Origin of the sequence: Paenibacillus sp. KS1 (assembly GCF_001680695.1) — a bacterium.
GTDB classification, from domain to species: Bacteria; Bacillota; Bacilli; order Paenibacillales; family Paenibacillaceae; genus Paenibacillus_B; species Paenibacillus_B suaedae.
The window spans coordinates 1-305 of sequence record NZ_MAIS01000354.1 but is presented as its reverse complement, the minus strand read 5'-3'; the positions used below and the strand labels follow the sequence as shown (position 1 = coordinate 305).

The window sequence follows — 305 nt, the reverse complement described above, 5'->3', positions numbered from 1 at the left end:
ATTTACCCTGTTTGTCGTCATATCGTCGACGCATTTCCACTTCATTAGTCAGCATATAGGTTTTGTTTGGATACAGCTCTTTTAATCTTTGAAGGACTTTATTCTGATCCTCTTTACTGACTTCATCGATTGAGATTTTTGCAAAACCCCACCATATTCCACCTGTTTTCGGATTAAAGTCAATTGAATATTTGTCATCCACAGATCGGACTGTTGCACTCCCAACCGAACCGGAGTAGCTCTCGCCGACATCCTGCATCTTGGCCTCTTTGCCCGCCAATTCCTTCATTGCTTTTTTCAGCTTG

General features: G+C 42.3%; 1 pseudogene. It reads right to left on the bottom strand.

The annotated features are described in order from the left end of the window. Nucleotides 1-289, bottom strand: a pseudogene (locus BBG47_RS30330) (hypothetical protein); the annotation flags it as partial. Nucleotides 290-305 lie beyond the last annotated feature (16 nt).